Origin of the sequence: Flectobacillus sp. BAB-3569, assembly GCF_002270355.1 — a bacterium.
GTDB classification, from domain to species: Bacteria; Bacteroidota; Bacteroidia; order Cytophagales; family Spirosomataceae; genus Flectobacillus; species Flectobacillus roseus.
The window spans coordinates 259529-274510 of record NZ_NJFZ01000005.1 but is presented as its reverse complement, the minus strand read 5'-3'; the positions used below and the strand labels follow the sequence as shown (position 1 = coordinate 274510).

The 14982-nt window shown below is 36.7% G+C and carries 12 protein-coding genes and 1 pseudogene; 3 read left to right on the top strand and 10 right to left on the bottom strand.

What is annotated here, in order from left to right; translation table 11 throughout:
- Window positions 1-234: 234 nt before the first annotated feature.
- The 5 genes from BWI92_RS04915 to BWI92_RS04895 all read right to left on the bottom strand — a co-directional run bounded on the left by BWI92_RS04915 (window position 235) and on the right by BWI92_RS04895 (window position 5247).
- Window positions 235-1479: a DUF4350 domain-containing protein gene (locus tag BWI92_RS04915; RefSeq protein ID WP_095161007.1), complete on the bottom strand. Its 1245-nt coding sequence runs from the start codon at window positions 1477-1479 to the stop codon at window positions 235-237.
- Window positions 1480-1605: 126 nt separating this feature from the next.
- On the bottom strand, window positions 1606-2166 hold the full coding sequence (locus tag BWI92_RS04910; protein ID WP_095161006.1) for a hypothetical protein: 561 nt from the start codon (window positions 2164-2166) through the stop codon (window positions 1606-1608).
- A gap of 22 nt (window positions 2167-2188) precedes the next feature.
- The gene (locus BWI92_RS04905; RefSeq protein WP_095161005.1) at window positions 2189-2935 is read right to left on the bottom strand and encodes a DUF4129 domain-containing protein; all 747 of its coding nucleotides are present in this window, start codon (window positions 2933-2935) and stop codon (window positions 2189-2191) included.
- 233 nt (window positions 2936-3168) lie between these two features.
- Window positions 3169-4134: a hypothetical protein gene (locus tag BWI92_RS04900; RefSeq protein ID WP_095161004.1), complete on the bottom strand. Its 966-nt coding sequence runs from the start codon at window positions 4132-4134 to the stop codon at window positions 3169-3171.
- A 162-nt stretch (window positions 4135-4296) separates the two neighbouring features.
- Window positions 4297-5247 carry a stage II sporulation protein M gene (locus BWI92_RS04895; RefSeq protein WP_095161003.1) on the bottom strand — a complete coding sequence of 317 codons (951 nt, stop codon included), beginning with the start codon at window positions 5245-5247 and terminating at the stop codon, window positions 4297-4299.
- Between the two features lie 70 nt (window positions 5248-5317).
- On the opposite strand from BWI92_RS04895, the gene BWI92_RS04890 reads away from it, so the two are divergent.
- Entirely contained in the window at window positions 5318-6052 is a 735-nt protein-coding gene (locus tag BWI92_RS04890) for an RDD family protein (protein WP_095161002.1), read from the top strand.
- Here the strand turns inward: BWI92_RS04890 and BWI92_RS04885 are convergent, their stop codons facing one another.
- Window positions 6053-6913 carry an AraC family transcriptional regulator gene (locus BWI92_RS04885; RefSeq protein ID WP_095161001.1) on the bottom strand — a complete coding sequence of 287 codons (861 nt, stop codon included), beginning with the start codon at window positions 6911-6913 and terminating at the stop codon, window positions 6053-6055.
- A gap of 174 nt (window positions 6914-7087) precedes the next feature.
- Between BWI92_RS04885 and BWI92_RS04880 the strand changes: the two genes are divergently transcribed.
- Entirely contained in the window at window positions 7088-7906 is an 819-nt protein-coding gene (locus tag BWI92_RS04880; protein WP_095161000.1) for a phytanoyl-CoA dioxygenase family protein, read from the top strand.
- Window positions 7907-8122: 216 nt separating this feature from the next.
- On the opposite strand, the gene BWI92_RS04875 is transcribed toward BWI92_RS04880, so the two are convergent.
- Together BWI92_RS04875 and BWI92_RS04870 are read right to left on the bottom strand one after the other, a co-directional pair.
- On the bottom strand, window positions 8123-8317 hold the full coding sequence (locus BWI92_RS04875) for a hypothetical protein (protein WP_095160999.1): 195 nt from the start codon (window positions 8315-8317) through the stop codon (window positions 8123-8125).
- A 174-nt stretch (window positions 8318-8491) separates the two neighbouring features.
- The gene (locus BWI92_RS04870; protein WP_095160998.1) at window positions 8492-11587 is read right to left on the bottom strand and encodes a TonB-dependent receptor; all 3096 of its coding nucleotides are present in this window, start codon (window positions 11585-11587) and stop codon (window positions 8492-8494) included.
- Between the two features lie 223 nt (window positions 11588-11810).
- Between BWI92_RS04870 and BWI92_RS04865 the strand changes: the two genes are divergently transcribed.
- Window positions 11811-12836, top strand: a complete 1026-nt coding sequence (locus BWI92_RS04865; RefSeq protein WP_095160997.1) for a DUF3089 domain-containing protein — start codon at window positions 11811-11813, stop codon at window positions 12834-12836.
- Window positions 12837-13080: 244 nt separating this feature from the next.
- Here BWI92_RS04865 and BWI92_RS04860 read toward each other — a convergent pair.
- Window positions 13081-13958, bottom strand: a pseudogene (locus BWI92_RS04860) (MerR family transcriptional regulator).
- Window positions 13959-14110: 152 nt separating this feature from the next.
- Window positions 14111-14800: a carotenoid biosynthesis protein gene (locus tag BWI92_RS04855; protein ID WP_095160996.1), complete on the bottom strand. Its 690-nt coding sequence runs from the start codon at window positions 14798-14800 to the stop codon at window positions 14111-14113.
- Between the last annotated feature and the right edge of the window lie 182 nt (window positions 14801-14982).

The window sequence follows — 14982 nt, the reverse complement described above, 5'->3', positions numbered from 1 at the left end:
CAGAGGCACGAAGGCACAAAGTGGTTTCACTATCACCTGAGTAATGTATTAGTCAGTTTCAAAAGCTCTGTAGGAGATTTTGAAAAGACTTATCGCTGAAAAAATCCTAATAAACAGACATATTAATCATCAGCTTTAAACGATATGTTATAGGCTGAATTATCCGTTCTTTGTAAACCACAGAAATACAGCCAAAAGCCGATTGCTCAAAGCTGACCGCCTAAAGCCTATCTTTTATGATTTGACCATTTGATAAAACTCTTCAATGGCTTTATTGAGTTCAATAAGTTCTTTTTCAGAAATGCTATTCACCGTATTCAAATGCTGAATCGTATGAAAAAGAGCTTGTAGTTTGCCTAATTCTAACCCAGATTTATTACTCAATTCTGTCAAAAAGTCTTCATCGATTTGATAGGTATTGAGATAAAAATTATCTCTGATAAAGTGTAACAAATGAGTTACTTTCTTTTGTGCAATAGTCAAATGTTCCTTTTTGTTAAAATATAACTGTCCTATAGTCTTCACAAATATGACTGAGGTATTTTGAGGAATGTCAATAATAGGAATAATGCGTTGACGGCGTTTTGCCTCAAAAACCATAAAAAGGACAAGACCCAAAAGCGTTAGATAATAGGCCCATCGCAGGGCTGGTTGACTAATAATAAACCTAAATGGTGATTCATCATAAGAGGCCTCACTAGCTTTACGGATAGACTTGTTCATTACCCTAAAACGAGAACCAATAGAAGGTGCCTGATAATATTCGTCCCAATAAATGGTTTGCTGTGGAAGATAGCGCAAAGCGTTTATGGCAAAATAGCAATTCTGAGGTTTGATGAGATAATAGTTACTGAAAGCACTAGGCGTGGAATTGAGCAATAAGGTACCATTCCCCCATTTTACCTTGATAAAAATAGGCTTTTTGAGATGATTATAAGCCAGAACTGTCCACGGTATTGTTGATTTGGTCGTATCAACAAAAAAAGCTTCTGCATCTTCCATTCTAAAAACAAAGGGCTTTTTCTGGCGGAGTTCTGGATGGGTAAAATTAAGCGACGTGGCTGTACCCTTCTTCAAAAAACTAATATAATCGGTAGAAAGACGTAATGTATCGCCAAGTGAGCCAAAGTCCTCGGCCGAAATAAAGGCCGTATTTCCCATTGACACAAACCTTAACAGCTTTATCAATGAAATAGAATCTAGCGTAAAAGTATTACAAATGTTAATATAAGAAGTGTGTTGTAAATCAACACTTTGCTCTGTGTGTCGGGCTAAAACAGGAAATTTTTCGTCGTGAATTTGCTGAGAAGGAAAAAGCTCAGGAAGAATTTTATATAAAACTTCGCCTCCAAATGGAATATCGTCTTGATTGGAATAGGTAGGTGTCCAAATGACTGGCTTGGGCTTATATATTTCAATTAATATAAACCCCAATAGTGTAATACCCAATACAATAAGATATTTAGTTTTCTGCGTCATTCAGCGGTGCGATGTGGTTTTGTGTTAATAAAAGATAGTCTGATATTCCTTCCACACTTTTTCCACAAATCTATGAATCTATGTCAAATAAAAAAGCATTTGAGCTAACTCAAATGCTTTTTTATTTTATTCTTCTTCCTCCTCGTCATCAGTCACCGTTGTGATACTTTTGATCTTTGAGTTTTCGCAGTAAATTTCTAGGAAAGAATCCGAGCTACCGAACTGTACGCTAATCGTAATCCAAGAAGGATTAAATTCGTCGATATCACGGAATTTATAAGATTTAGGAAACATCTTTTTCACCTTTGCAATAGGATCTCCTACTTTCAATCCTCCAAGATTGTCGAGTTGGAATTTTGTTGATTTCAACTCAAAACCGCTTACTATTTCGTCCATTACATAAAATGAATCTTTTCCATAAAGATAGATTTCAAAATGGTCACTATTTTGAGCATCAGGAGTTTCTTCTTTTCTAACAGAATCTGGTGAGCCTAATTTTTCTAATAAAGCGCCATAAGGTCCTCCCAATTTTACACCTGAAACGATGGTTGATTCAAAATTGATGGTATCATATTCAACTTCCTCGATGCGTCTATGTTGGCTTGTTTTTACAATAGTGGTTTTAAAAGAGCTGAATGTTAGGGCTGTTGAAACTCCCAACAAAATAATTAAGCTTATCTTTTTCATGTTATTATCACGCGTTTTAAGGCTAGCGCCTACTTCGTGTTATACTGCGATTAAAGTTGGAAAATTGATTTTGTATAGATTCAAATTCGATTGCACTGATCAAAAAATCTCCGTACCAGATATATTCAAATAGGGTTGTAAGAGATTCGAATTCTTGACGTAACTCCGTCGATTGTAACTCGTAAATATAACTCCGATTAGTTTTATTTAATCGCCATTCGATTAGGTCTTGATTACTCAAAGATTTTAATACTTGTAAATAGTACAAGCGAGTCGCCAACCTAAACTGTTGCGTAGACAAAGCGCCCTCGATTGCTTTTTCAAAATCTAACGCATGAATATCTTGTTCTAGTACTTGATAATCAATAGAAATCGATTGGTCTTTGCGTCCGAAGATATTTGCAAATTCAATACCAATTAGCTTCATAATGACAAAGATTATCACAATTGCCAGAAAAATATACATACCTATCTTCAAAGATTTACCTGTAGTACTTTTCTCAAAAAACTGCGATAACCAACGTAAAAACATTAGCCAAAGCCTACTGCTCAATGACATCTGTTCGATAGGAATGGCTTGATACTGATACTTTTTTTCTTTTCGAAGACTCGTTAACGTTTTGTCTGGTTGCTTGAGCGGACTCAGTTGTGTGAGCGAGTCAACACGACTTATTTGCCCTTGAAGACGGCAAACAGGCATTAGAGTCACCCAAAAACAGAGTATGACGTATTTTAAAGTAATAGGAATATGTCTCTTTTTAACACTCATTTTTGAGTTAGAAAAATAATGGACAAGTTTCAAATCATTGTGAATTTGGGAGCACGGAGCTTCACATTGGCGGTTCAGCTATGCATATGCTTAAGTTCGTAGGCAAAATAAAATTCAACGTTTGGGCTTTCGACTTTCAGCTATCGGCTTTGGGAAAAACATTTTAGCACTCTTTGCCTTGTGCCTGTTGCCTAGTACCTAAAAACCTTATTCTGCACGATTACTTATATGTACTAATGGTTTCCCAAATTATTGATTTGCTTGAATAGACTGTTACCGTCTTTTTTCTCGACAAGATTAAAATACTGGAATCCTAAAGCAATATAGGTAATGGCTGATAAAATAGATGAGCCCACCATCGAAATCACCGTTGATATCACTACCACCCAGTCGCTGGTAATGCCAGATTGGATACCTAGTACTTTTAAAACTGATAAGATAGCAGCGGGAAGACTGAATACAAGTCCAATAAAATAAACAATGATTGATACCACCACGACGAGTCCGAAAGTAGACCACCATTTACCTTCGATAAGATATTTGGCTCTACGAAGCGAAAAACCTGGACTTGCATCTTCAAAAACAATAATAGCAGGACTAAGCAAAAACATAATCATAAAATAGATCATGACTGCAAAAATCACCAAACCAAAAATTCCTATAATCATGGGTCCTGCTACACCACCCACTGCTATACCCAAGGCTCCAGTAGCAAGTGATGCTAAAATGATGATGCCAAAAAAGACAAGCAACACCAAGAAAAAACCTCTAAAAACAGGAAGGAAATGTATTTTCACTTTTTCAGTTACTCTTTCTACCGTAATTCGTGATACTGAATCCTCCAAATAACATTGCATATAACTATAAACTGTTACCACCAAGAGAACCATAGAAATCACTGTGGCAAACAGTAATATAAAATAAGCTGGTCCGATGATATCGATACCATTTCTACTAAATCGTCTTAATATTTCTTCGACACCAGCGTTAGCATCGATGGGCGTGTCAGCGTAATTGCTATTCAATACATTGATTTGATGGAATCCTCCAGCAATGCCTGCAATAAGCAAAACAGGACCAACAATAAACAATAAAGCAAGAAATAAATCTTTGAAATTGAGACGAACAAAAGAGAAAGTATCGTTAATTTTTTGACTAAAATCACGCTCTCTTTCAAGAGGCAGGTACTGTTTTTCCATAATAGTTGTATTGGTAGTAATCGGGGATATAAGCTAAAAATAAGGTTTTCTGAAATAGAATAAGCTTTTGCTCAATGGTCTTTTCGTAAATATCATGTAAAATGGTCAGGGGAGAATTTTCAATTTTTTACGTTCAAAATTCATTCCTCTTGGTATCGTATTTTAACATAATTGACTTTTTTGAAATACTTTTTGAGGATATACGATAAAATACCACACAATAAATAGGAAAGACGGTACAATTATGAGCAAACTATAAAAGGTATTTAGATGCTGTCGTGTAATGAAACTTTCGATGAAGCCAGCCATAATAAACAAAGGTACTAAAGCAATAACGATTTTAATGCCATTTTTTGCGCCAATCTTGAAAGATTCCATACGTGAATAGGTTCGAGGAAATAAAAGGCTATTTCCCATCACTAATCCCGCACATCCTGCCACAATAATCGATGAGATTTCTAAAACGCCATGTAGCCAAATTGTCAAAAGAGATACTTTAAGAAAACCTTGCTGATAACAAAAATATTGAAATACCCCTAGCATAATTCCATTCATGATGAGCATATACGCCGTGCCTGCTGAGAACAAACAGCCCATTACAAAACACACAAAAGAAACTTTGATATTATTAGAGGTAATCTGCAAAAACATCATTAGCGGATCGGTACCTCCGTACACAGCCAAAGGATCTCCTTTTCGTATGTTTTCTAGCGTCATGTCAATATAGTCGTCGCCTAAAATCAGTCGGGCAAAAGTATCGTCGTGTGCCACAGAGATAGCCCCTATGATTGCCGAAATAAACGTAATACAGAAGGCTACCCAAAGCTCTTTTCGAAAACGAAACAAGAGATAAGGCACTTCAAACTTCCAAAACTCAACAAAACGATTGGAGGATTCTTTCTTATTGGCGTAAATTTTTCGGTAAAATTGAGCCGTCAGTTCATTCAAATAACGAGTAGTCGTTGAACTAGGGTAAAACGTCTGTGCGTAGGCCAAATCGTCGGTTAATTCTATAAATCTTTCGGCTAGTGTATCTGAATGAATACTTTGTACATCTTCTTCAAAAGATTGCCATTTATCAAGATTTTGTTTCTTAAATAATGCCTCTCTCATGGTGCATTTTTGCTTAAGGTAGTTTAATTTTAAGCAATATATCAAAATAACTTTACCACTGTGATAGATAATGAGTAAAATAAAAATACGGACAGCTCAAAATGTCGAAGTAGCTTTTACACCAGCTAGTATCGGAGATAGAATTATCGCATATTTGATTGATTTGGTAGTTTATTTCGCATGGATTCTTGTTTTTTCTTTAATTGCTACATGGCTGGATGACAGTCTATTCAACAACAGAATCAGAACGATTCTTTTCTTTGGGTTTGGTATTTTACCCCTCTTTTTTTATGATTTAATCTGCGAAATCTGGCTCAATGGTCAAAGCATTGGGAAAAGAGCTCGTAATATCAAAGTGATTAAACTAGATGGTAGTGCTCCTACCATTGGTGCCTATATCTTACGTTGGATTTTTAGAATTATTGATTTTAGTATTTTTGGTCAATGGGTTGGTGTGGTAGCGATTGCGGCAGGTGGTAAAGGACAGCGTTTGGGTGATATGGTAGCAGGTACAACTGTTGTGCGCATAGAACCTAAGGTGTCGCTCGATGCGCTTCGCCAGCCAGTACTTGATGAAGCCTACGAAGTCATGATTCCAGAAGTAAGTTTATTGTCTGATGCCGATATTGAAATTATTCGTCAAGTAATTCAACGAGTAGAAGAAACCCAAGATGAGCGCTTACTGAGTCAAACAGCTCAAAAGCTAAAGGAGATTATGCAAATAGAGTCAAATCTTGATGATAATGCCTTTTTGACACAAGTTTTAAATGACCATACTTTTTTGATGGCTTATGGCGACGAATAATTACATTGTCTGAAAAAGCTTTCGATAACCAAGGGGACTTTGTCCTGTAAAGGTTTTGAACTGTTTGTTGAAATGCGATACATTGCCAAAGCCACTTTCAAAACATACTTCAGCTACTTGTTTGTCGGTGCCAATCAACAAATTACAAGCATGTTTGATACGATATTCAGTAACTACATCGAGAAAGGTTTTCTTCGTAACTTTTTTGAAATATCTACAAAAAGCCGTTTCGGTCATATTGGCTAAATACGCGGCTGTTTCTAAGTGAACTTCCTGCGTATAGTTTTCAATCACATAGGCATAAACCTTGTTAATTCGTTCTAAATCGACTTTTGCTAATTGATATGCTTGATTTTGACTTTCTAAAATCTGATGGTCTTGTGGCGCTTGTGCTATGGTATTTAACAAATCTAACAAGCCTAAAACTTTCTGAACAGGAGGGACATTGAGTAGGAAAATTAATTCTTTAGCAATTCTGTTTCTCGTCTTTCCTGTGATAACCAAACCTGAAGCCGACTTTTCCAATAAATGACTAACTGCTTGCATTTCGGGGATTGTAAAAAACTTTTCTCCCAAAAAATCTGCTTTAAATTGTACCACTATAGCCTGCGACGAATCCTCTAAGCCAATCGTTTCATTTTTCCAGCAATGAGGCAAGTTGGGTCCCATCAAAACCAAATCTCCAGCACTAAAATCTGCCACATGATTACCGATATATCTTTTGCCTTCACTCTTGACAATGAGAGTCAGCTCATATTCAGGGTGAAAATGGTAAGGAGCGTCAAAATATGGCAAACTAAAATGTCTGAACCCCAAGGATTGATTCAAACCATTATCTAATTGCTCTAAGGAGGCTTTCATTTTGATAAAAATTATACTCAATATAAGGATATTGATAGGAAATAGGTAAAAATGCACAAATATTGGTAAAAAACGACAAAATCTGCCCGAAAAAATTCATGTTATTTTGCCTTCATCTAAAATTAAGATTACGATAATATAACTAAAGCTTGTTATTATTTTAGTATGAAATGTATGGCTGGTTTAACCTTTCCCGACTTATCTTCTATGTATCAGATTAATGCTCAACAACAGTCAGATTATCAGCAAAATGGACATATTTTGTTGCATAACATCGTCAACACCGAAGAGATAGAAATTTACAGACACTTGATTCATCATGGTGTAGAGCGATTCAATACGGAGTTTCGTGACATGTCAGAGCGCGACACTTATGGAAAAGCTTTTCTGCAAGTAATGAATCTTTGGGAGGTAGACGACGACATCAAGAAATTTACCTTTGCAAAACGATTTGCACAAATCGCTGCCGATTTAATGGGGGTCGAAAAAGTACGTTTGTATCATGATCAAGCGCTTTTCAAAGAAGCTGGCGGTGGTCATACCCCATGGCATCAAGACCAGTATTATTGGCCTATCGATACCAGCAATACGATTACAATGTGGATGCCTTTGATAGATATTTCGGAAGAAATGGGTATGCTTACTTTTGCTTCAGGCTCACATGAATTAGGCTTTTTAGGAAACCTAGCCATTTCTGATAAGTCGGATGATGTGCTAAAGAATATTGTTGAAGAAAAAGGGTATCCTATTGTAAGAGCCTCCTCCATGAAAGCAGGAGATGCAACTTTTCATGCTGGCTGGACCTTACATCATGCTCCAGGGAATAACTCTTCAAAGATGAGAGAAGTAATGACGATTATTTTTGTAGCCGATGGGGCAAAAGTTGCTGAGCCTAAAAACTCTCATCAAGAAGCAGACCGCCAACGATGGATAAAGGGTTTACCAGTTGGTAGCTTGGTAGCATCTGAGTTAAATCCTGTTTTGAATGGCTAAGCGTAATAGGTATAACTATTTACTAGAGGTAATATTGTTATTAGTTACTTGTATATCAGTTATTTGAAGGTATTCACAATTAAAAGGTTACACCCAAAGTGAATCGCAGATATACTATTAATGTAAGCTTTAGGCAATCTCCCCTATGCTTTAAGCATGTTTCTCAAGAAAATCATAGAAACTTTTGTCAAATGCCCATAGCTGATTGCCCTAAGCCTAATGTTTAGGACAGCCACAGTCTTTTTTACGGAACAAACCCCATAAAAATCCTTTTTTACGTCTTCTTTTATATGTGCTTTTGGTTGTTGATGCCGAGATATGTGTTTCGGCAGACTTATATTCTACCGTATTAGCTTCCGATTCTAGTTGTAAGCAACATATAGCAAAACCCAATAAAATTACCTTTTTCATAAGTGCTTGGCGTTGTTATATAAGAAAATGACTGAGTGATAACGGACAAAGTTAAAAGCAAAGTAAATAGATATTGCTCAATTAGTAGTTGTTAGATAACGAAAGTCTTGAGATTTAAGTATAAAAAAGGGAGGCAAATGAGCGCCTCCCTTTTTTTATATATTCACCAAAATATTATTTGTTCAATAATTCATCGAAAGTAATGCCAATGTAGTAAGTTGAACCTACTGAAGCACTACCATACGCTTGGAAATATGGATTACCAAATAGGTTAGTTGCACCTACTTTGATAATCGACTTGATTGGCGCTACTTTATAGCTGAATTGAGCATCCAAGTTATTGATAGCAGGAACAATTGTATTTGTGAAAATAGGTACATCAGTTGTTGTAGGTAACGGGAAGCTCGACTCCCAAACAAATGAATTTTGGTGACGGAATGAAACATTATATCCCCATTTGCTACCACTAGTAATACGTTTGCCAAAATTGAACTTCACACTATATGATGGTGTGTTGAAACCAGCATAAGGTACTTCTGTTGAAGCTACGAAGTTATTCATTTGGTTATGTGAGATATTCGCACCTACAGAGTAACCTTTATCTAATGAGTAGTTTAAGCCTGCAGACCATCCTGAAATAGCAATGTCTTCATCAGAGTTGGCTACTCTTGAGTAACCAGCACGAGTGCTACCACTACCCAAACCAGATTCGATTGGTAAGCCAGGACCAGCCGCTGCTGTAGGTACTACGATAGTTGCACCACCGATAAAGTTTTTGTAAACACTGTAGTAATAAGAAGCATCAACAAACAAACGTTTTGCAATTAAGCCTTTGTAACCAATTTCGTAAGACTGAATTTTTTCAGTAGTCAAAGGTTTTGCTTTGTATTTAGGCAATGCAGCCAATGCGTACGCTGGAGTAACTTGAGTAGCCACTTCTGTTACTTTTTGTCTTACAGTATTTTGTACGTTTGTCTGAATCAATGTTTGTACTGGAGCAGACGCCATTTGTTGCGTTACACCCACCTGGATCGCCGCTTGTGCATTGGCAGCTGGAAGTTGCCCTGCTGCTACCTGTGCCTGTACTGCTGCTGTTACTTGAGCTGTTACTTGTGCTTGTACTGCGGCAATTACTGCTTGTTGAATATTTGCTAATTGCGCTGTTACTGCTGCTGTTGCATATTGTACCGCGGCAGCTTTCACTGCGTCTGTAAGGTATTTTGAATTAGCACCATTCTTAGCAAGGTCAGAAGCAAAAGCTGTCAAGGTCTCACGAGTTACACCTGTTGCTAATTTGTAACGAGTATCAAATTCTGGTAATCCACCAATCAATGTTCCTGCTGGAGTAGCTAGGTCGATATATTGGTTTTGAGTTGTAGGAATACGGAAACCTGTTTGATATGACAAACGGATATTGTGGTCTTGGCTAGGTGATAATACCGCCGAAAAACGAGGGGTGTATTGTCCCTCAAAATTCTGGTTTTTATCATATCTCAACGACCCAGTCAATTTTAAGTGGTCATTCAATAGACTTTTTGATGCTTGGACAAAACCGCCATATTCATTAATAGAAATTGAGCCGTTTCTTCCCTCTTTCATATCCGAGAATAATGTCCCTGCCGAACGTAATTCATAATTACGGAAGTTAGCACCTACAGTCAAATCCAAAAACTTGATTTCATTTTTGAAGTTGTAAAAACCTTCTACATGGTACATATTACTTCTATCTGCAAAAGCACCTCCACCTTGTGTAATAGGAAGGTTACGGTATTTTTCTAGTAAAGTATTAAAAGCAGCCGAACCAGGAGCTGGCATATTGCGGTCTGCAAACTGACGAGCCGCTAGGTGTGCTGCATCTTCTGCCGCACCAGCTTGACGAGCTTGTAAGAACGCACCTGCATATTCGGTATACCAAGCAGTATTTGATTTGATTTCGTTGAGCATACCTACAGCCGCTAAACCAGCAGTGTATGAGCCTCCCGAACGCTCTTGAGTAGTGTAAGCACGGAAGCTGAAGTTATCGCCACGTAATTCTAATTTCGCTTGAGTAATATTGAAGTCACGCAATGAATAACGACCTGTACCTGTATAAAGCGTAGTACCTTCACCGTAGTTTAATTGAGCGATAGCTTCTACTTTTTCTGTTAAACGATAGTGTACAGCACCATTAAATTTCAAAGATTTAGTATTGTTATCAACTAAGTCTTTTTCCAAATAACCTGTACGGCTAACGTTTGCATTTGGCAATGCGGCATTCAAGGAACTTAAGTTCGTTTGAATTTCATCGCCATATACGTTCATACCGTCATAATCAGTTTTTGTACCAGCTCCACGACTAGGGTCTGCGTTACCACCTAAGTTGAGGTTGGTGTAATTAGTAGCTTCCCAGTCTTTCGCACGGATATACGAGAAGTTTAATTTGAAGGCAATTTTGTTATTGAATGCTTTAGCAAAACGCACCGACATATCTGTAAATGGCGTAGTAGCTGTGCTACGGTTGCTAGCATGCATAATACCCGATTTTACGTTTGCGCTTAATCCTTGATATAAAAATGGGCTTTTGCTATTCATCAAAACTAAGCCGTTGATAGCGTTTGGACCGTAAAGCGCTGATGCAGCACCAGGCAATACTTCCACATTCTCAACGTCTAATTCTGGCATACCGATAATGTTATCTACTGCAAAGTTCAAACCTGGTGCAGAGTTATCCATACCATCAATCATCTGAACGATACGTGGGTTACCAGTCGAACCAAATCCACGCATATTGATAGACTTAAACAACAAACCTTGTGTAGCCATATCAACACCTTTCAAGTTGGCTAAACCATCATAAAAGTTGTTTGAAGCTGTTTGCTGGATAGCTTTCAAGTCCATTTTTTCAACCGAAACAGGTGATTTCATTACGCTTTCTTCTACTCTGGAAGCCGCAACTACAATTTCTTGTCCCATTACAGTTTGTTCTTCTAAGGCAATAGAAAAATCTGAAGTTTTATCGGTCACCTTAAGTTCCTGAGTAGCATAACCTACGCTTGATACCGTAATCGAGAAAGGAACAGGCGTGTTTGTTTTTAAAGAGAAACTTCCTTTGGCATCTGTAATTGTACCAATCACTTTTCCTTTTACCGCAATACTAACCCCGATGAGCTTTTCTTTGGTAGCAGAGTCAAAAACCTTACCTGTAATAACAGTCTGCGAAAAGCTTGTGAATGCACAGAATAGAAATAAGACACTGGTAAGTAGTCTTATTGTAGTAGATAGTTTGTTCATACGTTTTTTAGTGAATTAAGATTACGAAAACTGTTTACTTCAAAAAGAATAGTAGATTTACAATTGTTTGAAAACTATACCGTTTGTGTTTCAAAACGATTTTAAACTCTTCTCAACTAAACAGTTGTTTGATTCGTAAATCTAACTAATGTTTAGAGAATTTAGTTAATATAAAAATGGTTTTTTTACAAATTTTTCAAAAAATCATACAATAAGATAACTTATGCGTTTTTATCCCTTGATTTTTGCATGGCTTATTCTTTCTTGTCAAAGAGTTCCTTATCAAATACAGAGCCATTATAATGAAAACACCAATCTTGTTAAGCCCAATTATGCCTTAAAGGAATATTGGGCCGCATTACCAGACCAAAATGACCCTGCCGACCAAGTACCCTTGAAGTCAGATTTCACTGATAATCAGGCATTAGCTAAGGTGGATGTTTTTTTTATTCATCCTACTATTTATACGCAAAAACCTCAAGGCCCATCTGATTGGAATGCCGATGTAAATGATGCCGATATGAATCAAAAAGTGGACGAATCTACCATTCTCAATCAGGCATCGGTATTTAATGGCTCGTGTCGTGTATATGCGCCGCGTTATCGTCAGGCACATTATCATGCGTTTGTTACCAAGGATTTGACCGATAAAGTAAAATCCTTAGATTTGGCGTATTCTGATGTAAAAGCGTCTTTTGAATATTATCTTCAACATTACAATGAAGGACGTCCTATCGTGATAGCTTCGCATAGCCAAGGTACTGTTCATGCCAAGCGATTGATAAAAGAGTTTTTTGATAAAAAACCTTTACAGAAACAGCTTGTAGTGGCTTATTTGGTGGGTATCGCCACACAGCCTAATACTTTTGAGTCAATCAAAGCGTGTGAAAATGGAGACCAAACAGGCTGTTTTGTATCATGGAATACTTATGCTAGAGATTATTATCCGTCATGGTATAACGAAGGGCTTAATACTTCGGTAAGTACCAATCCATTGACGTGGAAACTCGATGAGGAATTTGCTTCTCGTTCTTTGAGTAAAGGTGGTGTTGGACTCAAATTTACTTATATTCCTGAAGCGGTAGATGCTCAAAACCATGCAGGAATGTTGTGGATTAATAAGCCTTATGTAAAAGGTAGATTTTTATTAAATACCAAAATTTGGCATCGTGCCGATTACAATCTCTTTTATGGAAATATTAGAGAAAACGTACAGAATAGAGTGGAGAATTATTGGCGAAAAAAATAATTGATAAGTAAGTAATCGTGCAGAATAAAATTTAAGTTATGTGTTTAGGCACTAGGCAACAGGCACAAGGCAAAGAGTGTAAAATGGTTTTTTAGTAACGAAAGATATGTTTTTGCCGAAAGCTGATACCTGAAAGCCTTACCCACTAACTTAGGTATAAATCAAAAAGGCACAAAGTGATCAGTCACTTTGTGCCTTTTTGATTTTAAAACCGCAAACTAAATTGCCAACGACTAAACAAAACCTACTCTTCTGCAAAAGAAATAAGATGCTTTACTTGTGTCAGAATCTCAACATTGTCGGGACAATCTAAGTCTTGACCGATTACTTGATAACCTGTAATTAAGATTTTTGTATTAGGGAAAGTATGAGCTAATTTATAGACATACTTTTGGATTTCATCTTGCGCAGGTACACTCGTTATAACAGTAAACAAATAATCTGGTTTGTGAACGTTATAGGCGAATACGAGCTCTTCAAAAGGAAGGCTTTGTCCCAAATAAACTACCTTATTTTGTCGCGCACGCACCAAATAATTGGCAAACAGTAAACTAGTCTCATGTAATTCTCCCTCAGGTAAAAACAAGAGATATTTTTTGCACCAACTTTTAACGACGGCAACTGTCCATCTATCGCTACGATAATTTTCTGACGAATCAAATTTGAGATAAAATGCTCTTGTGCAGGACCAATCGAGCCTGTCATCCATAGCGTACCAATACGGCTTAAGAAGGGATGAATGATGTTGATCATCATATTTTCAAATCCAAACTGTAAGGTATTAGTACTGATAATTTTTTCGAAACGCTCTTCATCCAAGTCTAACATCGAAATCGTTAAGGCATGTATCTGATCGGGATAGTTCATCTGCTTATCCGAAATAACCATCACCTCACGCGCCATAGATTCAGCACTCATTTGAGCGATTTCCGAAATTTTGTAGCCGTGTTCTTTTAGCAACGCAATATTCAATACGAGCTTCAAATCTACATCATCATAAGTCCTAATATTAGTATCTGTACGTGTAGGTTTGAGAATATCATATCGTTGCTCCCAAATTCTGAGAGTATGTGCTTTTATACCCGATAACTGTTCGAGATCCTTGATAGAATAATTGCTCATGATTGTGGTATTGTTAGTCCTGTTGCTCTTGCACCTAAGCTAGAAAAAGAGGAATTCTAGCCTTAATTTCTTTTTGTTTGAGATATTTATCCAAATAGTATGAGGTAAAGCCTTTGTTCAATAAAAAGGTTTTATTTTTCAACAAAATTAATTCAATTATTCAACAAAAATGAAATTGTATGCCCTGCGAAGAAAAAGCATTGTAAGAAAAGCAATAAAATAGCTAATGGGTTATGCTTGTCAAACTTACTTACACTAAAGTAATAGCCTAAGATGGATGCAATAATCCACCATGCGACATAATTGCGAATAGGAATGATATTGTTTTCCCATTGCCAAAAATCCAATACTATTGCTACGGGTTCTATTAGATAATCTAAGCTCGTCATCAAGGTTCCTATCAAAATTCCTTGGATAATAGGATGCCAAGAAAGTTTGAAATATTCTCTGAATTTTTCCCAAAAAATACCGCTACAATACACCAGAATAAACCAATTGGTACCAATTACCAGTGGTACATTAAACAGCTTTGTTCCTAAACCAGCACCATATTGGTACACGCCAAATATTACGCCTGTGTGTACGCCAATTACTTCAATCCAATAGCCAACTAAATAACAAACGATACCTAAAATGATAAAATTCTTGTGAAAGTCTTGATGAAAAATCAATAATAAGCCAGCAGATACCCATAAATTAAAAGCCGATAATTCTTGAAAAATAGGCGTTAACATCGGAACCTGCAACCCTATTAATCCTACAACATACATCAGGACTAAGATGAATTGGGTTGTTTTTGTATATTTTTCGGTGAGTATTTGCCGTATTGAATGTATTGTCATAAATATTTTTAATCAAAAAAGCCTAATCGAGATTTGTATGGTTGTTGAATAAAAGTTACACATAAGAAATGTGTTATCCTTTATTAGATTAACATATCTATTAACGAAAGGTTTAAAAGGAGTGCGTATATAAAAAAAGTAGGCTTCGAGAAAATCTCAAAGCCTAGCATTTTAAATTTAGT